This is a genomic window from Neobacillus terrae (assembly GCF_011393025.1).
Taxonomy (GTDB): domain Bacteria; phylum Bacillota; class Bacilli; order Bacillales; family Cytobacillaceae; genus Neobacillus_A; species Neobacillus_A terrae.
Window position 1 is genome coordinate 321,308 of the sequence record NZ_JAAOEO010000005.1, and the last position, 19,481, is coordinate 340,788.

Genomic DNA, 19,481 nt, shown 5'->3' on the forward strand with positions numbered 1-19,481 from the left:
TTATTTTCCTCACACCTTATTTTTACGTTGAGATGTACAATCGTAATACATACATAGCTGGAAATGGTGCTATGCTATCCTCTAATTTCGAGAGTATTTTTATCTTAAACTGCAGGGAGGTGTTTAAATGTTTAAATTTCTGGTTTTTGTTTTATCCCTATTAATTTAATTTTGATTGCTGTATTTATTGATGGGCTAATCCAATTGTATAGGCAGGAAAAAGAAGAACAAAAAAGTATTGTCAGAGAAGGAATGGAAGAATATTTAGATCAAACCTTTGGATTCGGAACAGCTAAAATATTTAAAACTGTATTTGATGCTGAAGGTAATGAGAGTTATTTAGTGTATTTGCCACAGTACGAGTGGTTCAAAGCCCCAAAATACAAATGGTTTGACGTTTATTCTAAAGACAACAGCTTTTATCATTGCGAAATGGAAGCATGATTCGTTACTTTAAGCAAATAAAGGTGCCCCTCATATAAAGGGCACCTTAGTTTCTTGATCTAGCTCCAGCGCCCAGCTAGTTTTCAGCCTGAAAAGCTTCTTTGAATATCTTCATTAAGTATGACCGTAGGTGATATTTGGTGCAGCTAGTGTCCATCCCGCTTCTCCCTAGAATAAGTCAACATCGAACTCAAGTTCTCCTGTGCCACAGCTTTTTCAGTGAAGCTTATGCTCAGCTCGTCGCAAAGCTGCATGTTGTCTATTCAGAGAATCCGTTACAGGAAGTTTACTCAGGTAGTTGCTTCGCTTAACGAGCGCTTGCACTTTTCTAATTTATATAATTGCCTTGCCTGCTTGTGCTAAAGCATGATGAATTCCATGCTGCAAGGTTTGAAAGGTTTCAAAGCGTGAAAGATTTATATTTGATTGGGTAAGGATTATTCCCAGTTCTGCTGAAATCCCTACCAAAATGGTTTGAGTGCCAATCAGTGAGGCAGCAGCGCCAATTTTTTCGATTAGGTTAACAGTATGATGATTAACATCCTTATCTATTCCGGTTAGGTCTAGGACCAGAAAATTCGCTTTGTGTTTAGGCAAATTATTTAAAGTGTTAACAATTAACTCTTCTGAACGATCTTCATCATACTTTCCGATTAGGGGAACTACAACTATTCCTTCGAGAACAGGAATCATAGGCGATGATAGCCTTTTAACCAATTCTACAAGTTCCTTTGTCTTTTTCTCTACCATTTCTTCAAGCTGCCTGATTTGTTCCGATTCTTTTTTACGGGATAATTCATGGATATTGTTTGAAGCAGTTATATCCGAAGGAAAGTATTCAATTATGCTGTATTCATGACCATCTAATTGGTCCTGTATAATCTTGTACCAGATATTTGTACCAAAAAGACCGCTAAATACCCCGGCGTAATGAGCTGGAAGATAAGTGGTACCTTTTTTCTTCCCTTGAGCAACGTTAATTTTGTGCTCCCAACTGTCCTTTATATACGCAACAAGTGTTTTTGTTTCAAAATTAAGTTCCTTTATCTCCGTTTTCCCCCAGCCCGCTGAGGCATAAGTGTTTGTTATCATATTGGCAGCTTCGGCTACATCAACATCTTTCATCTTTTCAAAATATTCCCCCACAACGAATCCCTGGCGATAACCAGTAGACTCGAATACTAGGCTGGAAGCTTCTTCACCTGAAATCTCCTCAATTGTATCAAAAAATGTTTTCATTGCTGAAGTGATCCAAAACAACACTGCGTCCTGTTCTTCGAAAAGAAACTTCCCTTTTTCCAGGTCCCATGCGAAATTAAGACCACCTACATTGATATTTGAATTTATGCTCATTTTTAATCACCTACGTATTATATTTTTCTTTTTCTATTTCCCAATATTCATAAAGAACCTTTATTTTCAGTAGGTTCCTCTTCTTTTATTCCTATTAATATTATGTTTTTTATTTCCCGAATAAAAGCCCGCCATTTTCGGCAGGCTTAAAATTTACTATTAAGTTGCCTAATCCTTTTTTCTAAACGTGAAATTTCATCTGGTAATGTTTCTAGCAGCTGATAATATAGCTCTGGATTACAGGGAATATCAGGATAAATTTCACGCATAGAACTAATACCCTTTTCCTTTAGGTTAGCCATGCGCTGGCGTGTTTCGGTTAAAGAGGATGTCAAATTTTCTAATAGTGTTGCCAAAATTGTTCCTCCTAAATTGTCGTCTAAATAACCATTTACCCATACTTTTAATTTGTAAACCATCATTTAATAATTTTTATTTAAATTGAATTTTAGAGCTAAGAACAAAAGGCGCAAGCGCCCTGGTTAGCCCCAACAGGCATAAGTCGAATCACGTAGTCATCCTCGGAAAAGCTAAAGCTTTTCCTTCGTGCGATGCGGATGCTTCCGAAGCTTTCCTTGTCCTGATTTCTGGAGTGATTTGGCTTATGACCCCGAGGGGCTGGGCGCTGGAGCTGGATTACAATAACCTAGTTCGGAGTTTTCCACAAGGTGAAAATCTATAATTTCCTAACCGATAAAAAAGCTGAGGAAGATGGCAGCTACAGACTGTAGAGGGGGACCTGTTGATTTCCGTTCCCAACCACTCGCTTTCCTCGTGGGAGGCGGTGAGCCTTTCAAACTTCAGTGCCCACGCCTGTGGGTCTCACGTGTCCCGCTAATCCCGAAGGACATTGAATAAGCCTCTTTGAATCAACACCGCACGAAGGAAATGCGGTAGCACAAGAATAGCATCCAGGTATTTACATCGCACGAAATTCCGCGAAAGCATAATGGAGGATTTTCGAGGAGTTTCTCGTGCCCACCACTTTAATCAACTGGGTTTAGGAAGTTGTTGTGGCAGTAAAACCAAGCCTATTTTAAAAGGGAAATATATATCTTGAGGTGATGAAGATGCTTTCGAAAAACAGTCAAATTCAAAGAGATCAGCTGGATGGATTCTTCCCGAAAACATGACAATATCTATGATGAATATTATGACTGTTACCTCTTTCATGCTGGTGAAGTATTGAAGTATTCGCCGATGCAAAGAGAAACATGGCATGCGTTGGACAACCTTGAAGGGACTTAAAAAATTGTCGATGAACGCGATGCTTACTTTCGCTGCCCTAAATTTAAAAAAGATGGCCAACTGGACATGGCGGGATCAGTAACGGACTTAAATCCGTAAATAAGAATGATATAATCCAATAGGAAATCTCAATAAAACCAAAAAGGGGGTTCCGAATACAGCATTCCGAACCCCCTTTTGTCGACAAACTTAAGCTTGGCAGATGGCAGCTAGACATTAGAACTCGTAACATTACTTGGATACTTTAATTAACTCTCTTCGGACCGCTCCAGTGCATTTCTCTTAAACGGTATTTTTGCAGTTTCCCTGTAGCGGTCTTTGGTAAAGATTCAACGAATTCAACAGCTTTCGGTGCTTTAAAGTGTGCCATTTCCGATCGGCAAAACTGTATAATCTCTTCTTCTGTAACATTTAAACCAGGTTTTAAAACAATAATAGCCAAAGGTACCTCGCCCCATTTTTCATCAGGAATGGCAATGACCGCTGTTTCCAAAACAGCTGGATGTTTATAAAGAACTCCTTCTACTTCTGTAGAAGAAATATTTTCTCCTCCAGAAATAATTAAATCCTTAGCACGATCCCGTATTTCAATAAAACCGTCCGGATGAGTAACTGCCAAATCACCGGTATGGAACCAGCCATCTCTAATGGCCGCTGCTGTTGTAACAGGATCTTTATAATAACCTTCCATTACTACGTTTCCACGTGTAATGATTTCACCTAGTTCTTCCCCGTTCCATGCCACTTCATCTCCATCCTGATGAACAACCTTTGTTTCTCCATTAAAAGCAAGCTCAATTCCCTGTCTTGCCTTAATAGCTGCTTGTTCTTCTGGTGACATAGAGTTAAATTCCATTTTCCACTCGCAATAAAGAATAAATGGGGAGGTTTCTGTCAGGCCGTAAACGTGCATCATATTTAAACCAAGAAGTTCCTGCGCTTTTTGAATTAATGCAGCGGCCGGTGGCGCCCCGGCGGTTGCCATGCGAGGATTTGTCTTAATTTCAACTTCCCTTGCCTTTGGTTCGTTCACCAGCATATTAACGACAGTAGGCGCTCCGCATAAAAGAGAAATGTTCTTCTTTTCAAATAGATCCAAAATAAGGGGAGGATCCACTTTCCTCAAACAAACGTGGGTGCCGCCTGAGGCGGTTAACGCCCATACCCCGCCCCAGCCATTCGCATGAAACATCGGCAAAGTGTGAAGATATACATCATCATGATCGACTCCCAAATGATACAAGAAATTAGCTGCATTTAAATAATTACTGCGATGAGTCAGCATAACCCCCTTTGGTTTAGAGGTTGTCCCGCTCGTATAATTTAAAGTGAGAAGCTGATTTTCATCAATTTCAACCTCAGGTAATTTAACAGTTGCCGGAGTATGCTGAAGAAAATCTTCGTAGTTTACACCACTTAAAGAGGTTTTTTGTCCCGGCACTGGGACAATTATAATTTGTTCAAGAGAAAGGTTCTCCACTATTTTTTCTATAGGATCACAAAATTCCTCATCAACAATTAACATCTTTGCATCACTGTGCCGGATGATATACTCCAAATCGCCTGCTGAAAGACGATAATTCAAAGGTACCATAACAGCTCCAAGTTGGCCGATGCCATAGAAACACTCCAGCATATAATGCGTGTTAGGCAGCATGACAGCAACATGCTCTCCCTTTCCTATTCCAGCATGAAATAAAGCAGCGGAAAGCTGATCCACTCTCTCTCCAAATTCTTTATATGTAAATTCCTTTTCACCATCAATAACAGCAATTTTATTAGGGTAATATTTGATTGCGCGCCTTTTCCAATCTAACGGGGTTAATGGGGATAACATTTAACCAACTCCTTTTATTAGATAATTTCAAATTCAACATTTTGCTTTTTAATGAGGTATTTTCATTAATATAGCCTTTGTTAAAGCACATGGTGATTTTAAGCAGATGGCGCGTGACTATACGAGAAAAGTAGTTCAAGGAAGACATCTCTTGCATATAACGCTGAGGAGAAAGAAGAACTGAAGCACCTTATTCAGCTCTGACAATTGCTGTAGGACCTGACTTGAATCGTTCTTTACATTAAGTAGGACTAGCGGCCTCGAGGGTTAAGTGCTGAAGTTGAAAGGCTATCGAACCGTCCATGGATTACCTCCTTATATTTAATAGATTTTCATTCCAGTCATGCTGAGGGTCCTTTTTCCCCTTTTTCTCTTTAAATCAGGATAACAGTCTCAAATGGCCTTTTAATGCAACATTTCATTCAAGAACATAAGTAATTATATATTGACAGAAAATTTTAAAAAATACAATTCTAATTCTGTTCAAAAAAACAAGAGAGCCTTTTCAGCCCTCTTAAGTGTGTTATATCTTGTTTTTAAAATTAAAGGTTGCGTAAATCTACACGTTTAATTTTACCGGAATCTGTTTTTGGAAGAGCTTCAATAAATTGAATGATTCTTGGGTATTTATATGGAGCAGTTAACTTTTTAACAAATTGCTGGATCTCTTTAACCAACTGATCATTTCCTGAAATTCCATCTTTTAATACCACAAAGGCCTTAACAAGGTTACCCCTGACCGGATCTGGAGCAGCTACTACGGCACATTCTTTGACTGCATTGTGTTTCATTAATGCTTCTTCTACCTCGAATGGCCCTATGGTATAACCCGAACTAATGATGACATCATCATTTCTGCCTTGGAACCAAAAGTAATTATCCTTATCCTTGGAGGCCCTGTCCCCTGTTAAAAAGTAGTTACCAAGATATGCCTCATTCGTCTTTTCCGTATTTTTATAATATAGCTTAAAGAGAGCAGGAAAATCCTTTCGAATCGCAATTGTTCCAATTTCATTGAAAGGAAGTGGATTTCCTTCCTGATCAACTACCTCAATAAATTCTTTTAGCAACGGTTGTCCCATGGAACCAATCTTTTCAGGGTCCACATTTAAATTTGCAATAAGCAGTGTGCTTTCTGTCTGGCCATAGCCATCACGAATCTGAATGTCAAAAACATTCTTAAAGACATCTATAACCTCTCTGTTCAAAGCTTCACCTGCAGAAACAGCTGTATGTAAATTAGACAAATCAAAATCTCTAATTTCTTCCAATTTAGCCATCATCCGATACTCAGTCGGTGTACAGCATAGAACATTAATTTGGTTATCCTGCAGAAGCTGCAAATATTTACGCGGGCTGAACCTTCCATTATAAAGATAGCCCGTTGCACCGGATCCCAGAATGGAGAGGAACGGACTCCAGACCCATTTTTGCCAGCCTGGTGCAGCAGTTGCCCAAACGGTATCATCCTCGCTAATATTCAGCCATTTTGTAGCAGCTGTTCTTAAGTGAGCATATCCCCAGCCATGGCTGTGAACCACACCTTTTGGCATTCCAGTGGTTCCTGAGGTATAAGCAAGGAAAGCATAATCTTCCTTAAATGTATCAACGGTAGTGAAGGTATCGGATTTCCCTTCCATCATATCTTCAATTAGCTTCCAGCCTGGAACCACTTCACCAAAGGTAATCATATGCTCGAGAAATGGCGTTTCTTCTTCTATTTTTTCAAATTCAGTTACAAATGGATGGTAAGCAATAACCGCTTTGGCTTCTGAGTGATTGAGACGGTAGCTCAAATCCTTAGCACGGAGTAATTCAGAAGCAGCACTAATAACCAATCCTGCTTTTAAGCATGCCAAATAAATGAAATATGATTCTATAAGGCGGGTTGTCATAACGACTACCCGATCCCCTTTCTTTAACCCAAGCTCTGTTAATCCATTTGCAAACTGATTGGCCTTTTTAATTAGTTCAGAATATGTAATGGTTAATTTTACTCCTGTGTCATTCTCAAGAATTAAAGCAGTCTTTTCAGAAAAATAACGATCAATCTCATTTGCAATATTGTACTTTTCAGGTGCAATTAAAGTATGTAATTCCAAGTTTGTCATCCTTCTTTTCCTTGAATTTAAATATATTGGCATCTAAGAGGTGCCATACTTTCTATTTTGTGTAAGAAACCCTAAAGTTAATCCTGTTTTAACAGTATAACATCTAGTGCTAATACTTGGTACTAATTTGATTTTAGACTTTGTTATTCCTTCTAATAGTTAATAAGAATATAATACTTTGTTCATTATTTGTTCATAAAAATCCTTTAATATTAATTTTGTTGCTAGGACACAAGCAATGCTTAATCATTTTCCCCCTTTTTTATATAAAGAGCTTGGCACCATCTGTGATGGTGCCAAGTTTTTTGTTTACATTGTTTCTTTAACAGTATCCGCTCCCTTTCAGCGGAATTACTGCCAAGCCTCCTCGCTCGTTCCTCACTGCAGGATCATGACAGTCGTTTTCCGCAAAACATTAAATAATCACCTCACGACGCGAAGTCGAATGCATTTTCGAGGAGTATCTCGGATTCAATGCATACTCTTTTGTGAAAAAAACAATAAAATTAAACTAGAACGCTAAGGGATTTTTCATTAAAATGTTAATTAAAGGAGGATTGAAGATTATGGATTTAAAATATGAAATTATTTCTGACGAGGAAATTGAATCCTGCAGAGATTTGTGCAACGAACTCATGGCTTTCCAAAAATCAAAGGCTTACATAACACCAGAACGTTTTGACAGCATGAATTTTGAAACACGGATGGTACCTTCTGTTAAAAGCGCCCTAAAAAATTACACTGTTATTGTTAAAGATGGGGAGAAAATAGTGGCTTATGTTTATTCCAATATCTCTCCAAAAGAGGCATATTCAAACGATTTCGCCACATTTTTTGACCTTTCTTCTGTCAACAACAATAATGTAGGTTGTTTATCCCAATTTTATATTAAAGATGAGTACAGAAAATATGGAATTGGGTCTAAGCTTTTCAACATGTCTATGGATTGGCTGAAGCAATATGATGATGTAGATGATTATTTTATTTTCGTATCAAATGGGAACACAAACGCTCTCGAATTCTATAAAGCAAAAGGCTTTCATGTTAGCCATAATATTTTGGATGGTTTTATAACAGTTTTACGAAAAAAGGCCGAGTAAAGTACTATACCTCATTTAAGAAAATCACTCTTATCCTCTCTTTTGTTTGTTCATAAGCAATACGGAAATGCCATAAACATTAGAAGTCTATGGTTATTTTCAATAAAGGGGGCATAAAAGTGAATGATGTTTTTGAGACAGCTGCAAGAAATGAACATCTTTTCTGGCTTCAAATATTAGGTGATCATTCCCGGTTTATTCTAGGGGCTTTATCACCCGTTCAGCAAGCGGAGATTGAAAAAGCTTCGATGTTTATCCAGATATTTGATACCCTTCTGGATCAGGCAAAATCAATGAATCCTATGCAAATAGCGGCAACTGCTGAAAGTCAGGTCTTAAATCTTAGAGAATTTAAACTTGAATTATTAAGGAAACATCTTGTCGGGAAGATAAAAATTCACCTTTCGCCCACCTTTATTAATCATATGGTCAATGAATTAGAGGAATATGTAAGAATTATCAACTATTTAAAATCCGGGCAAGTTCCCCCTGTTTATCATGAACTGCATCATCATCTCCTTTGGCTTTTGGACGCGGCCGGTCATTCGGATGCCATTTCAGCCAATTTAGATGCTGCAGAAAAGATATTACGAACTAATAGTGAATTATTTACGAAGCAATTTGAGAATTTTTATCTTAAGGCTGTTGAAATGGCAGGTTACTTAAGAATTAATCTGACTACCTTTCCCGCTCTGGCAAAATTCAATTCTGATATCCAGCTAGAAATAAAGTTATTCCAAAACTTTTTAAACGAAATAGAAGAACTTAGGTTAAGCAAGCAAGCATTGGGAACATTCGCTCCGTTGATGGCTGACCATATGTTTCGGGAAGAATGTTATTATCTAACGAAGTTAGCACAATCCGCGAATCTTGATATGCCAAACTGTAATCCTTCAAAACCCCGATTAGAAGATTAATTGATAAAAGTGCTGGGGAAACAAACCCTCAGCACTTTATTCATTTTATTCTCCTAAAGAAATGCTATTCATATTTCCTTTTCGCAGCTTTATTACCACATTTACGATGGCAGCCAGCCAAAGAAGAGACAGGCAGAGATACGTATAAATGCTTGCGGTGTGGGAAATGTTCATTGTTCCAAGAAGTGTTCTTATATTAGTGATAATAATAATCCCTCCAACCAAAACTCCTAAAAGTTTGGTTGGAATAATCCGGACAAGCCATGCTGCGATTGGGGCAGCGATTATACCGCCGATCATTAACGCAAGCACCCACTGGATATTAATTTCTGTCCATCCTAATGTGATAAGGAAGCCTAATGTAGAGGATACTGCAACTGCGAACTCACTTGTATCAACAGACCCGATTACTTTTCGGGGCTCCATGCTGTTGCTCGTAAGTAAGACAGGTGTAGCGATTGGTCCCCAGCCTCCACCTCCAGTTGAATCCATGAAACCTGCAATAAATCCAAGAGGCAGCAGCTGTTTTCCTGAGATGTTTTGTTTAGTTGCAGCAGTTTGTTTGAAAATAAGAAAACGGTAAATGACATAGAAGCCTAATAGAAGGAGAAAAAAAGAAATATAAGGTTTTATCAGGTTCCCCGGTATACTTCCTAAAAAGCAGGCCCCTAGAAAAGCTCCGATGGAACCAGGCAAAATTAATCTTAAAACTACTTGTTTATCAACATTTTTAAATCGCAAATGTGAAACGCCAGACGCCGCAGTTGTAACTACCTCTGCCATATGAACAGATGCTGAAACCACTGCTGGTGCAATCCCGTACATGAGCAAAAGCGAGGACGAAGTAACCCCATATGCCATTCCTAAAGAACCATCCACCAACTGTGCCGCAAGGCCAATAAGTGCCAGGACAACCAACCTTCTCAAAGCAAACACTCCTTTTTTTATTTAAACCTGAATAGAATAGATAAAAGGATTTTTATTTAACTGATTGTTGACTAATCTAATCAAGTTTTTAACCTAAATTATGTCGAAAAGGATGAGTGGGTTCTTTATGACAGTGAAAATAGGCATTTAACCTATATTCCAGGGGGGTTCAAATGAAAATCTCAACCAGAGGAGAGTATGCCTTAAGGGCTTTAATTTATCTCGGAACACGCAAAGATACCCTTACACCCATTGGAGAAATATCGGAAAAGACTTTGGTTCCTATTCCATACTTAGAACAAATTCTTTTACAGCTTAAGAGAAATAGTTATGTTGAAACCAAGAGAGGTGTAGGCGGAGGGTATAAACTAAGCAAAGAAAAAAACGAGGTGATTATCGGTGAAGTAATTAGGAAATTGGATGGCCCACTTGCACCTATGGGCTGCGTAAGTATTACCTCTTATGAAAGCTGCCCTTTAGAAGAGGCTTGTATGCTTAAACCCTTGTGGGCCTTAGTAAGAGATACGATTGCCGAGATGCTGGATCGAACAACCTTAGAGGATTTGATTAAGGGCAGGTTAAAGCAGGAATAAGCAAAAGGCTGCAAATGTCATGATATAAATACTTAGGAATAAAAAACTTTTTTAATCAAATCCTATCTTATTGGGAGGTGATAAGATGGCAAACCAACAAAACCGTAACCAGCAGGACAACCAAGTAACCGAGGGCATTAAGGAAACTGCGGGGGCTGCTTTCCATGCTGTTCACAGTGCATTAGAAACAACGGAGAATGCCGCAATGAGTGCAGTAGATGCTACATCAAACGCGGTAAACGCAGCCGCTGAAGGTGCAAAGAATATGGTTAACAAAAACGAAGAAAATGAATGAATCCTTCAATTTTCAGAGATAGGGATAAAATAAATTCCTTTTTTGACTGTCAGAATGAAGCATTTTATAATAATTAATGCAAGAACATTGTAGAAGGACAATAAGCAAAACCACAGGAATTTTCTCCCGTGGTTTTTTCTTTTTGCATATTTAAAGATTAGAGTGATAAACCTGATTCCTTTTTAAAACTCTCCGTCAAATGGTTGAAAAGGAATATTTAATCTGTTTTCTACCGCCCGAAGACGCTGATTTACTCTTTGCAGGCGCCGCTGAATCCGTTCAATTTCTTTTGATTGCCGTTCATTTTCTCTTTCAAGCTGATTCAGCCGACGGTTAAGCTGCTGCCATTGGGGCAACTGAAATAGTTGCGAGAATTGCTGTTGTCTGTTTGGATCGTAATTATAAAGTTCTGGCTGTACCAAATAGTTCATTTCATAATTTTGTTCTGGCTGTGCATATTGATTATAGTCATATTGCTCAGGCTGTACAAATGGATTAATGTCATACTGTCCTGGAGTCATATGATAATTTCCATAGTGATACATTTAGGCATCTCTCCCTTGGGTTAAATACCCTATAGATTATGTAGCCCGCAGAAGTATGAAACGGCATGTGCCCAGTATTTTCTTTAAACCTTTATAAACAGGGAAAAAGCATTCCATATGGATTCGCCGGACAATTTATGACTGTTTCTCTTCTATTTGCTTCCTTATCTTTTCAAGTTCTTTCAATGACAGTTCACCTAATGATTTTTTAATTTCTTCCTCAATATGTTTTCTGTTATTTTCTCTATAAAGCTCCCACCACTTGCGCAGGCCTTCAGTTTTATCAAGAATGTACTCAATGTCTATCTCTACTACTTCTTCATCTGAAATATAATTTAACACGGCACCCAACATTCGATTCAGATTTTCTACTTCAGAATTATTGTTTTTTTCGGTTTCAGGAAAAAGTTCTTTTACTTTATCTTCCGATATATCCTCACTGGCTGCGTTTTTTCTTGGCATTTTTCTCCTCCTGCTCGAATTCCCTCTAGTTGCCTTTAGTATTACCATTTGCTGATTTAACATTTTCTAATTAAACAGCAATACGATTGTTATTTTTCTATACTATAGGCAAACTAATGGAAACTATTTATGGAGGATATAATATGGGGAAGAAAAGTGAAAAATATGTATTAAAACTTCTTTTTGTCATAGGTATTGGTCTCTTTCTTAATTTAATAATAAAACCTCCAATTAAAGAATGGTTACTTGTTTTTTATTAAAAAGCTATTATGCTTCCTTCCTTGATAATGTTTTAGTCAAAAAAGGTTATTTAAAATACCCGATCCATTTATTTAAAACGTTTGACATAAGTGTTTTGTTTAGTTATCTTCTTTTTCCTGTAAGCTGTATTTATTACAATCAATTAACCCAAAAATCAGGAGTATTCGGTATTATTTTTAAAGGCTTACTTTTTAGCGCACCATCGGCTCTTGCAGAATCTTAGATTGAAAAAAACACGCAATTAATTAAATATAAAAAAAGCTGGACTTCGGTACACAGTTTTATTTCTATCTTCTTCTCTTTTGTTATAGTCAGATTTACTATGTCCTTCATTAAAAAATTTTCAGCAAAACAAGCATGATTAGCTAACTATAAAAAATGTGAAAAAACCAACACGCAGTGAGCTTCTTATAGCTCTCTTACCTGTTGGTTTTTTAATTTTTGGCTTTTTATGCTTGTCTCTTTATCTCCGTTCCAAGTACTTCCTTTGCAATGAATTTACATCGCATATAATGGAGGATTTTTGAGGGGTCAGTACCCTTCACTAATCAACATAGTTTCAAAAAAATGAGCTTTAATCAGTACAAATAAAATGAAATTAAAATAATGAATATTCCTGTTATCGTAAGGGTTTCTTGATTTTTCCTTTGTTTTCTTTTTCTACCTGCTGATGGATCTTGTGTTGCAGGTGTTCGTCTAGAAAAATTTCAGCTTGTGCGGAACCTATAAAACTTCTGCCGCCAAAATAGATTAATTTGTGAAGAGGCAGAGTAATATAGAAGCAGTAGAAACCCTGACAATAATCCCCATTTCCCAATGAATTCTGTTTCTAATTTAGCGTTTATTAAAAAAGTTAAGATTGGTAGCAAAAAGTAAGTTCCAACAATTAATAAACGCCTAACTTTAGTTTTTTTAGCATTGTTCTCCCCTCTTACTTTTAAAAAGATCATTTAATCAAAGGAGCCTGCATCACTTGAGGAATGGGAAAAATCACCTGAATGAGAGATTGAATGACTAAATTCACCTGAATGGTGATGATGTGAGTGATGGTGTATAGGATGATCTATTGCTTGAAAATTTGATGTGGCATCCATATCTGTTTTTAAACCATCAAAATCATTCTTTTTTGTAATTCTAAAGGTATTTTTATCCTTATCCGGCTGGTTAAAGAAACTCCAAATCATGCCTGCTATTATCAGAAAAAGAAATACATAAAATATGAACAAGTTCCATCTTCCTTTCTTGTTAAGGATGGGGGTATATCATTTATTATTTTATGAGGTAAATAAAAGACAAGTTCCTTATAATAAATTAAATCTAAACAATCCTTATATATAAATGATGACCTTTTCAGACTGCATAGAGGATTTTTGAATTTTAAAATTCAGCGGATCTACTATATAACCCGGATTTTTTGCCCAATCAATCATCTTTCCAAAGGAATCAGCTATCTCCATTACCGATTCCAAATGGTGATAATAAACATACCTTGCTGCGGCAATCTCCACACCAACCATATCATCAGGAATATTTTCAAGATTTGAAACGTTACAACCTACCAATTGAGTAAACTCCTCTCCACCTAATTGCAGGCAAATATCGTAAAAATACAGTGATATACGGTTTTCCATTTCATCTATTCGGTTTTGAATTCTCTGCCAGGATTTGGCATTTCTACAGACAAACCTCTCCAATCACTAATAACCTTCACTCCTGCAATATAAAATGAATTCTGTTCTATTACTTTCACCATACTTCCCCCTTTATTAATCTTGATAATTATCTTCTCTCCCATTTCTTTATTTCTTGGATAATTGAAGTAGAAATTAGTTTGAATTTTGCCTCAGAGCTCTTACAATTTCAAAATACTGTGTATCTCCTAAACCATAATCATCTTTGAATTCTTTTAGCAGGGCCGCAACAAGTTTTCTTTCCGGTACTTCTTTATGTTTCTGAATATATAATATAAGCTTACTGTCTTTAGTGAGATAGTTTAAATAAAGCTCGATACCTTTCTTTAATGGTTGAAGTTCTATATTCTCAGGTATAAATTTTTCAATTAAAACATGTTTATAAAGAGAATAATATCCCTCTGCTCTTAGTGTAAAAGAACTTTCAGGTTTATAATTGTCACCGATTAATTTAAGATCAATAGAATCGTGATATTTATTTTGGTCTAACCAGGCAAGTATAGTAAGGAGATTAATCTGACAAAACATGTCGGTATCAAACCATAATGAAAGATGAGTAAAGTTTTTGCAAAATAAAGGCTGCAATGGTTTTAGCGTAATATCATTATACTGAGCAGGAGTTACTTGATGAACCTTAGCACGTATTTTATTGAATTCAGATGAAAATATAGTATTACAAGTTTCACCACAGCACATAGCTTCATTAAAAGGGACCATTAATTGTTGATTAAGGAAATTTATCTGTTGGAAATGGTTGTACATTTCTTGTCCATTTAAAATATGCAGATTACTTTTCTGAATCATATCAACACCTCCAGCTTCACCGAGAATTAATTAATTTTTTGTTTAATTTTACATTCTTTAAACTCCTTTCATTTTCCTCCTAAACGTCCCTCTTTTGTTAAATAAGAAAAGCTGCCCTAAATGGCAGCTTCATCTTTCATTACATCTATTACGTTTATAAATCGCCTTTTTAAAATACGAAGAACAAAAGGCGCAAGCGCCCCGGTCAAATGATGAAAGGCTAAAATCGCCACGTCCTGTGGCAACGCCTTCCTGACCCACATCCTGTGGGCCCCCAACAGGCGTAAGACGAATCACGTAGGAAGAAATCCTGATTTCTGAAGTGATTTGGCTTATGACCCCGAGGGGCTGGGCGCTGGAGCTGGATTACAATAATCTAGTTCGAAGTTATCCACAAGGTAAAATCTATAATTTCCTAAACGACGAAAAAAACACCTTCCCAAAAGGAGGTGTTTTTACTTAATTTCTACTTTGAAGCTCTCTTCGTATTTTGTCTAAAAGGAACTGTTTCTCCTGATTCGGAACTCCTTCAACTAGCCTTGCAGCCATTACTGGCAGCATCCACTCATCAATACTTTTTACCGAAGTGTTTGTTGTTTTTGTATAAGCGATTAAATAGACCTTTGCAAATACTTTTCTTACTGATTGAATAATAAATTTAGTCACTTTTGGCATATCTGGCGGCAGAATAGAGTAACGGATAATTAGAAAGGTTCTTGCTACATCTCCACAAGAATTCCCAGAAGCACCGGTCATCCAGTCAAGTATCTTTGGCTTTTGATCATTCAAAATAATATTTTCAGTATGATAATCACCATGACAAACTTTATTATCAACTGGCAGTATTTTTAAATATTTAAGAATCTCTTCCTTTTCTATGTCGGTTAAAAGAGTGGTGCCAAGGATGTTCCGGGTCAGGTACTCCTTTTGCTCAGGTAATTTATTTGTAGAAATATTATGGTAAGAGGCTTGTAATTCCGCAAAAAGAGCAGCATTTTTCTTCAGAGAAAATGGCCGTGTAGAGATTTGCTGTGTAAAGCCAATGCCAGTAATTTTTTCACAAATAATGCCCCACTTTTGGTTGTATTCGATTAAATCTCCTAACCCAGGAGAAGGTATACCAAGCTGATTGATTACACTGCTTGTTTCATATTCTCTTTTAATAATATCAAACGGCACTTTTTCATAAAAAAGCTTTATTACCTTTTCACCTTTATCTCCCCATTCATATACTTCTGCGGTATTTCCTCTCCCTATAAGTCTCCCTACAGACATTGTATTATCTCCCTCTTTATTTTTTACAATAAAACGCATTTCTGTGATTTAATATATTCCTTTTATAAACCAGGTTTCCTTTAAATGAAAAATAGTAAAAAATAAAAAAAGAGCGACTTTTTTCGGTCGCTCATTCATAACTTATTTATAAGACAGGTTTATGCTAAAACAAGTAAATCCTCATGCTTTTCACTAGAAACCTTTAAAAATGCACTTTTAAGGTTATTCAAACACTCTTTTTTGATATTATCATCACAGACAAAATCAAAGCAAAGGTCATCCAGTAAAATTTGGTAAGCTCCTTTTAAAGAGGCATTAACGCTTCCAGATTCCTGCCAATTTTCCAGGGTATTCAATAATTCACTTTCAAAATATTCTACTGAACCAAATAAAAAAGTCATTAGTCTCTTCCTTCCGCAGCTAGGTTGGGAGCAGGATAGGCTTTCTCACTTTGTATAACCAAAACTTTAGTTAGTCAAAGTCAAAATACCTACTCTCTTCAACCTTTATTTTTAATTTTGATTTAATATCGACAAATATTTACAAGAAATTTTTATATTAGGTTTAAAGCTTTAATTATCTGGGTAAAACAAACTGTTAGTCACTCAGCCTAGAACATCTAAACATCTTTAGGGGGAATTTTCCATGAGCAGAAAGGATAAAAGAAGGTATACCGTCACAATAGGCGGGCAAAGTCAAACACAGCAGACAGTGATCATCGCTTCAAATGAAAAGGACATGTTAAAAATTATTCGAAAATATTACAACCACTTAATTACTGATGAAAAAGGAAAAGAGACAGGCAATATTTCCTTTTTAGAATCACCTTTAGCTTAATTATCTGCCCTTTGTACCGGTGTCATTATTGCACCCATGGATTCCAACAAAATCTTTGCATCTGAATTCAAATAACGAATCACTTCTTTTTTGATCAGCAGTTTTCCTTTATTCTTTATATAAACCTTTAATCCTCTTATATCAAACCTTGTAGCATATGTGTTAATAACGTTTATTTCTCCTAATTCCTGCCGCGTGAGTGTTTCAAAGTCGTTATCCAGATTTTTTACTAAAAACTCGAATAATTCCCTGGCATTTCTATTAAGCTTCCTTAAATGCTGGTGAAGATGAGCCATATTTGCTTCAATTAGCTTTCTTGTAGTGACAAAATCGGCTTCATCAGCACTTTTATTTATTTTTTCAATTACTTCCCTCATTTGGAACATTTAACTTCCCTCCACACCTGGTCCAAAAGACCTAAATTGGTATTTCTAAAAAAAGTCTACCAAAAAGTTTTGGCAGACTGAGAAGTTAATAAAACAGAAGTTTCTTGTCCCGAACTTTTTGGCGGCCCGACGATCATAGTAAAATTTACCTTAGACTCGTGGCTTTGCGTCCTTGCCTTTCAACAAGTTTGCCTTTTTCAGATAATTACTATTATCATAAATCTATTTTCCCGATTATTCAACAATATTTGACAAATTTTTAAAATAAATTTATATACTTATTTTTACAGCTGTTTTTATGCTCACAACCTTGAAAATATGAGATGTGGCCTCCTTGTAAGGTTTTCAGAATAATAGCGAAAACCAGTTCTTTTGGATACTCTTTTTATAGTACTGTCACTTTATATTATGGTTGATATTAATAACACATATTAAGGCCATATTTATCTTTTGAAAATACATTGCGTCTGAATTTTTTACTTGCTTGCTCCATACCTCTCCTTTCCTTTATTTCCTTTTAAAAACCACCAAGCTTCTGCTTCCCTTAATTGTTTATTGAATTTGGATCAACACAAAAGAGTTTTCATCTGCATACTGTTCCCCTATAGACTCTTTCACACAAAAGATTTACATCCTCCAAATATTCTTGCCAGATATTGCCCGCAAGATCTATTGACGGTCACACATCCTGTCCATAGAGCAAAAAAAGGACAGGTTGCGCAATTATTCTTTGAAGGTTTATATTCACGATACCCTTCTTTATCCGTGGTCTAAGAGATGTAATCATGTTTTCGGAATAAACCATCCTTCGCACGCGGTCATGTATAGAGTTGGCCGGGAAATTTCATTAAGTTCACCGTTCTCCCAGCGGAAAGCAATTGTATGGGAACGGCAATAAACAGGACCCCTCTACAGTATGAAAGGAGAGCATGTATGCTCTCCTTTTTTAATATAACTTCTCCAAGTGTTTTAAGCTGCAGATGGAGCTCTTAACATTTCACTAAGTCGAGAGAGTATTCGTTGGAATTCGCGAATAAAGTCCATCAATCTGTATAACCTATGCTGGAAATTTATTTTGTATACAATTAGCAGGATGATCCTAAGAAATTCCATTTCCCTTCACTCCCCGTTGAAGTTATATTAGGTGTTATTAACCACCACTCTTTATTGTTCTTTGTTAGTTAAAATATATACTTTTGTCCTGAATAATACATAAAAAAGAAAATATTTGTAAAAATTACTTTAAGTAAAAGTTATTTACAGGGAGTGGTAGGAATGACTGAAAAACCCGCACTATCTGCGAGTGAGCTTGCAACATTATGGATGACTTTTCAAGAGAAAACCTTTATTTTACGGTTTTTGGAATACATTATCCCTAATGCCGATGATGAAAAATCCTTAAAGATTCTGACTGAATTATATGGTCACCTTGATAAATACATAGAGAAATTAACCAACCTTTTTGAAAGTGAAGGAGCAGCTTTACCAATTGCTTTTTCTTCGAAAGATGTAAATGTAAATGCTCCAAAATTATTTGAAAATGGCCTTGATATAATGATCCTTCGAGAAATAAAGCAAATGAGTATGGGCTTGTATACATTGAATATGGGAATGTCCTTCCGGGAAGATGTTATAGATATATACAAGGATTTAACTTCAATCACACAGGAATGCTATAAGGACTGCATCCAATATTTATTGGAAAAAGGAATACTTACCAGACCGCCGCACATTCCTATGCCTTCTAATTATGAATTTGTGAATGATTTGAATTATTTAAGCGGATATAATCTGCTTAAAAAAGCAAGGCAGATTGATGCTCTTGAACTTGCGAACATCCACCACAACATGGAAACCAATAACGTCGGAATGACATTAATGTTTGCATTTTCCCAGGTTGCTAAGGATTCGGATATAAAAAACTATTTCCATAAAGGAATAGAATTATCGAGAAAAGTATTAAAAGCAAATACGGAATTTCTATTAGAAGACAATATTTCACCAACAGTAACTTCCATAGGAAACGCAACAAATTCTAAGGATAGTCCCTTCTCAGATCGCTTAATGATGTACTTTAATTATATGTTAGCCAACTTTACGCTTGGTGCAAATTCCTTTAGCTTTGCCTTTACACTAAGAAGTGACATAAAAGTAGAATTTGCATTACTTGCTAAAGATGTTGCAGGTTATATTGATGAGGGTACTAAGCTTATGATTAAGAACGGCTGGTTTGAGAAGCCGCCTCAAATCAGTTTATCTTATTCCTAAAAAGGAGAGGTTGTCCATTAACAGGACAACCTCTCCTTTTTCAAAATTAATTTTTCTCTTCAAGTAACCCAATAAGATGGGCTCCACTTTTCGGTGCAAAATACCCAGATTATTCCCGTCAATTATA

Annotated in this window: 22 protein-coding genes, 1 pseudogene and 1 riboswitch; of the genes and pseudogenes, 9 read left to right on the forward strand and 14 right to left on the reverse strand. The window is 36.4% G+C overall.

Annotated elements, in window-relative coordinates:
- Positions 1–204: 204 nt before the first annotated feature.
- Positions 205–444: a hypothetical protein gene (locus G8761_RS09940; protein ID WP_166026091.1), complete on the forward strand. Its 240-nt coding sequence runs from the start codon at positions 205–207 to the stop codon at positions 442–444.
- A 333-nt stretch (positions 445–777) separates the two neighbouring features.
- Here G8761_RS09940 and G8761_RS09945 read toward each other — a convergent pair whose 3' ends face one another.
- Together G8761_RS09945 and G8761_RS09950 are read right to left on the reverse strand one after the other, a co-directional pair.
- Positions 778–1,797: an STAS domain-containing protein gene (locus tag G8761_RS09945; RefSeq protein WP_166026092.1), complete on the reverse strand. Its 1,020-nt coding sequence runs from the start codon at positions 1,795–1,797 to the stop codon at positions 778–780.
- 146 nt (positions 1,798–1,943) lie between these two features.
- Positions 1,944–2,153, reverse strand: a complete 210-nt coding sequence (locus tag G8761_RS09950) for a hypothetical protein (protein WP_166026094.1) — start codon at positions 2,151–2,153, stop codon at positions 1,944–1,946.
- Between the two features lie 848 nt (positions 2,154–3,001).
- On the opposite strand from G8761_RS09950, the pseudogene G8761_RS09955 reads away from it, so the two are divergent.
- Positions 3,002–3,127, forward strand: a pseudogene (locus tag G8761_RS09955) (transposase); the annotation flags it as partial.
- 162 nt (positions 3,128–3,289) lie between these two features.
- Here G8761_RS09955 and G8761_RS09960 read toward each other — a convergent pair.
- Together G8761_RS09960 and G8761_RS09965 are read right to left on the reverse strand one after the other, a co-directional pair.
- A complete protein-coding gene (locus G8761_RS09960; protein ID WP_166026097.1) occupies positions 3,290–4,882 on the reverse strand; it encodes a long-chain-fatty-acid--CoA ligase in 1,593 nt (530 codons plus the stop codon).
- Positions 4,883–5,424: 542 nt separating this feature from the next.
- Complete coding sequence (locus G8761_RS09965) at positions 5,425–6,984, reverse strand: acetate--CoA ligase (RefSeq protein WP_420800238.1); 1,560 nt, start codon at positions 6,982–6,984, stop codon at positions 5,425–5,427.
- Positions 6,985–7,559: 575 nt separating this feature from the next.
- On the opposite strand from G8761_RS09965, the gene G8761_RS09970 reads away from it, so the two are divergent.
- Positions 7,560–8,093, forward strand: a complete 534-nt coding sequence (locus G8761_RS09970; protein ID WP_166026101.1) for a GNAT family N-acetyltransferase — start codon at positions 7,560–7,562, stop codon at positions 8,091–8,093.
- Positions 8,094–8,182: 89 nt separating this feature from the next.
- Positions 8,183–9,010, forward strand: a complete 828-nt coding sequence (locus tag G8761_RS09975; RefSeq protein ID WP_207789176.1) for a DUF2935 domain-containing protein — start codon at positions 8,183–8,185, stop codon at positions 9,008–9,010.
- Between the two features lie 45 nt (positions 9,011–9,055).
- Here the strand turns inward: G8761_RS09975 and G8761_RS09980 are convergent, their stop codons facing one another.
- Positions 9,056–9,937: a sulfite exporter TauE/SafE family protein gene (locus G8761_RS09980; protein WP_166026105.1), complete on the reverse strand. Its 882-nt coding sequence runs from the start codon at positions 9,935–9,937 to the stop codon at positions 9,056–9,058.
- A gap of 173 nt (positions 9,938–10,110) precedes the next feature.
- Here G8761_RS09980 and G8761_RS09985 point away from each other — a divergent pair, with 173 nt between their 5' ends.
- Both G8761_RS09985 and G8761_RS09990 read left to right on the forward strand, forming a co-directional pair.
- Entirely contained in the window at positions 10,111–10,530 is a 420-nt protein-coding gene (locus G8761_RS09985) for an RrF2 family transcriptional regulator (RefSeq protein ID WP_166026107.1), read from the forward strand.
- Between the two features lie 85 nt (positions 10,531–10,615).
- Entirely contained in the window at positions 10,616–10,825 is a 210-nt protein-coding gene (locus G8761_RS09990) for a hypothetical protein (protein WP_166026109.1), read from the forward strand.
- A 182-nt stretch (positions 10,826–11,007) separates the two neighbouring features.
- Here G8761_RS09990 and G8761_RS09995 read toward each other — a convergent pair whose 3' ends face one another.
- Both G8761_RS09995 and G8761_RS10000 read right to left on the reverse strand, forming a co-directional pair.
- Entirely contained in the window at positions 11,008–11,370 is a 363-nt protein-coding gene (locus G8761_RS09995; RefSeq protein ID WP_275940692.1) for a hypothetical protein, read from the reverse strand.
- A gap of 135 nt (positions 11,371–11,505) precedes the next feature.
- The gene (locus G8761_RS10000) at positions 11,506–11,832 is read right to left on the reverse strand and encodes a hypothetical protein (RefSeq protein ID WP_166026111.1); all 327 of its coding nucleotides are present in this window, start codon (positions 11,830–11,832) and stop codon (positions 11,506–11,508) included.
- A gap of 238 nt (positions 11,833–12,070) precedes the next feature.
- On the opposite strand from G8761_RS10000, the gene G8761_RS27830 reads away from it, so the two are divergent.
- Complete coding sequence (locus tag G8761_RS27830) at positions 12,071–12,316, forward strand: CBO0543 family protein (RefSeq protein ID WP_338000935.1); 246 nt, start codon at positions 12,071–12,073, stop codon at positions 12,314–12,316.
- 727 nt (positions 12,317–13,043) lie between these two features.
- On the opposite strand, the gene G8761_RS10005 is transcribed toward G8761_RS27830, so the two are convergent.
- The 6 genes from G8761_RS10005 to G8761_RS10030 form a co-directional block, all read right to left on the reverse strand.
- Positions 13,044–13,319, reverse strand: coding sequence for a hypothetical protein (locus G8761_RS10005; RefSeq protein WP_166026113.1), 276 nt, complete (start codon positions 13,317–13,319; stop codon positions 13,044–13,046).
- A 102-nt stretch (positions 13,320–13,421) separates the two neighbouring features.
- Complete coding sequence (locus G8761_RS10010; RefSeq protein ID WP_166026115.1) at positions 13,422–13,655, reverse strand: hypothetical protein; 234 nt, start codon at positions 13,653–13,655, stop codon at positions 13,422–13,424.
- A gap of 264 nt (positions 13,656–13,919) precedes the next feature.
- Positions 13,920–14,588 (reverse strand): hypothetical protein, encoded by a 669-nt coding sequence (locus tag G8761_RS10015; protein WP_166026117.1) that lies wholly within the window; start codon positions 14,586–14,588, stop codon positions 13,920–13,922.
- A gap of 116 nt (positions 14,589–14,704) precedes the next feature.
- Positions 14,705–14,851, reverse strand: a complete 147-nt coding sequence (locus tag G8761_RS10020) for a hypothetical protein (protein ID WP_166026119.1) — start codon at positions 14,849–14,851, stop codon at positions 14,705–14,707.
- Between the two features lie 196 nt (positions 14,852–15,047).
- Positions 15,048–15,863, reverse strand: coding sequence for a phosphotransferase (locus tag G8761_RS10025; RefSeq protein WP_166026120.1), 816 nt, complete (start codon positions 15,861–15,863; stop codon positions 15,048–15,050).
- A 158-nt stretch (positions 15,864–16,021) separates the two neighbouring features.
- The gene (locus tag G8761_RS10030) at positions 16,022–16,264 is read right to left on the reverse strand and encodes a hypothetical protein (protein WP_166026122.1); all 243 of its coding nucleotides are present in this window, start codon (positions 16,262–16,264) and stop codon (positions 16,022–16,024) included.
- Positions 16,265–16,508: 244 nt separating this feature from the next.
- Between G8761_RS10030 and G8761_RS10035 the strand changes: the two genes are divergently transcribed.
- Complete coding sequence (locus tag G8761_RS10035) at positions 16,509–16,700, forward strand: hypothetical protein (protein ID WP_166026124.1); 192 nt, start codon at positions 16,509–16,511, stop codon at positions 16,698–16,700.
- Here G8761_RS10035 and G8761_RS10040 read toward each other — a convergent pair.
- Entirely contained in the window at positions 16,697–17,086 is a 390-nt protein-coding gene (locus G8761_RS10040; RefSeq protein ID WP_166026126.1) for a hypothetical protein, read from the reverse strand. The two genes, G8761_RS10035 and G8761_RS10040, sit on opposite strands and share 4 nt — an antisense overlap.
- Positions 17,087–17,203: 117 nt before the next feature.
- Positions 17,204–17,289, reverse strand: a riboswitch (cyclic di-GMP riboswitch).
- Between the two features lie 1,072 nt (positions 17,290–18,361).
- Between G8761_RS10040 and G8761_RS10045 the strand changes: the two genes are divergently transcribed.
- The gene (locus G8761_RS10045; protein ID WP_166026128.1) at positions 18,362–19,354 is read left to right on the forward strand and encodes a DUF3231 family protein; all 993 of its coding nucleotides are present in this window, start codon (positions 18,362–18,364) and stop codon (positions 19,352–19,354) included.
- Positions 19,355–19,481: the final 127 nt, after the last annotated feature.

Bases quoted from the DNA above. Each gene is read 5' to 3' on its own strand.
- G8761_RS10045 (WP_166026128.1), top strand. From the start codon at position 18,362: ATGACTGAAAAACCCGCACTATCTGCGAGTGAGCTTGCAACATTATGG.
- G8761_RS27830 (WP_338000935.1), top strand. From the start codon at position 12,071: ATGGTTACTTGTTTTTTATTAAAAAGCTATTATGCTTCCTTCCTTGAT.
- G8761_RS10035 (WP_166026124.1), top strand. From the start codon at position 16,509: ATGAGCAGAAAGGATAAAAGAAGGTATACCGTCACAATAGGCGGGCAA.
- G8761_RS10015 (WP_166026117.1), bottom strand. From the start codon at position 14,588: ATGATTCAGAAAAGTAATCTGCATATTTTAAATGGACAAGAAATGTAC.
- G8761_RS10040 (WP_166026126.1), bottom strand. From the start codon at position 17,086: ATGTTCCAAATGAGGGAAGTAATTGAAAAAATAAATAAAAGTGCTGAT.
- G8761_RS09975 (WP_207789176.1), top strand. From the start codon at position 8,183: ATGGTTATTTTCAATAAAGGGGGCATAAAAGTGAATGATGTTTTTGAG.
- G8761_RS10020 (WP_166026119.1), bottom strand. From the start codon at position 14,851: ATGTGGGTCAGGAAGGCGTTGCCACAGGACGTGGCGATTTTAGCCTTT.
- G8761_RS09985 (WP_166026107.1), top strand. From the start codon at position 10,111: ATGAAAATCTCAACCAGAGGAGAGTATGCCTTAAGGGCTTTAATTTAT.
- G8761_RS09970 (WP_166026101.1), top strand. From the start codon at position 7,560: ATGGATTTAAAATATGAAATTATTTCTGACGAGGAAATTGAATCCTGC.
- G8761_RS10030 (WP_166026122.1), bottom strand. From the start codon at position 16,264: ATGACTTTTTTATTTGGTTCAGTAGAATATTTTGAAAGTGAATTATTG.
- G8761_RS10000 (WP_166026111.1), bottom strand. From the start codon at position 11,832: ATGCCAAGAAAAAACGCAGCCAGTGAGGATATATCGGAAGATAAAGTA.
- G8761_RS10025 (WP_166026120.1), bottom strand. From the start codon at position 15,863: ATGTCTGTAGGGAGACTTATAGGGAGAGGAAATACCGCAGAAGTATAT.
- G8761_RS09960 (WP_166026097.1), bottom strand. From the start codon at position 4,882: ATGTTATCCCCATTAACCCCGTTAGATTGGAAAAGGCGCGCAATCAAA.
- G8761_RS09995 (WP_275940692.1), bottom strand. From the start codon at position 11,370: ATGTATCACTATGGAAATTATCATATGACTCCAGGACAGTATGACATT.
- G8761_RS09990 (WP_166026109.1), top strand. From the start codon at position 10,616: ATGGCAAACCAACAAAACCGTAACCAGCAGGACAACCAAGTAACCGAG.
- G8761_RS09945 (WP_166026092.1), bottom strand. From the start codon at position 1,797: ATGAGCATAAATTCAAATATCAATGTAGGTGGTCTTAATTTCGCATGG.